The organism is Pantoea sp. USHLN256, assembly GCF_037149875.1.
Classification (GTDB): domain Bacteria; phylum Pseudomonadota; class Gammaproteobacteria; order Enterobacterales; family Enterobacteriaceae; genus Pantoea; species Pantoea nemavictus.
This window is the reverse complement of the sequence record NZ_JBBCQO010000029.1, coordinates 1-735: the sequence shown is the minus strand read 5'-3', so window position 1 is coordinate 735 and position 735 is coordinate 1. Positions and strand designations below refer to the sequence as shown.

The 735-nt window shown below is 47.6% G+C and carries 1 protein-coding gene; it reads right to left on the bottom strand.

What is annotated here, in order from left to right:
* Positions 1-77 precede the first annotated feature (77 nt).
* Positions 78-626 carry a GNAT family N-acetyltransferase gene (locus tag WFL93_RS24080; protein WP_336779205.1) on the bottom strand — a complete coding sequence of 183 codons (549 nt, stop codon included), beginning with the start codon at positions 624-626 and terminating at the stop codon, positions 78-80.
* Positions 627-735 lie beyond the last annotated feature (109 nt).

Genomic DNA, 735 nt, shown 5'->3' with positions numbered 1-735 from the left:
GAGGCCCGTGAACTCTGGTTTTTCATCAGGGGACGCCAGCTGCAGATGGTGTCTGGATTCGTGGCCATAGTCATATGTTAAAAGGAATTCGGCAGACCCCTTTTGTCCCAATCGGTTTGGGTCAGAGTAAACAGCATGCTGGCAGGCGCATTTTTAACATCGTGAATGTCCCTTACATACCGGAGTCCGGCATTCGTCAGGACTTTCTGCGATGCCAGGTGATTTGCTCTTACTGCGGCAGATATCTCAGGCATTTTGAGCTCAAAAAACCCGTAGCTTACCGCATAGTTAGCAAACTCTGTCGCCAGACCCTTCCCCCATGACTCAGTGGAGAAACGGTATCCCAGGTTATTGATAGCGTTATCGGCATAACTGCGGATACTTAGTCCGCCAAAGCCGATGATCCTTTCGGGATTATCCTTCAAAGTGATAGCCCAGTTTCCGAAACCGTAATCCTCCCAGTGTTTAAGCCAGCGAGCCAAAACATCGCGAGCGTAATCAATATCAGGATACGGACCTGCAGGATTAAACGTATTTGTGGCAGGGTCGCCATAAATTCTGAAAAGGTCATCTGCATCGGAGGTGATTACTGGACGAAGATGCAGTCGGGAGGTAGTTAGCTGCAAAATGTCTCCTGAGCTTTTGATGGATTCTATGAGTTATCTTTCTTTTTTATAGCCAGAATTCTTCAGGTTCACAATGGGGGTTGTTTTTAAGGTGGAAGACTACCCATGC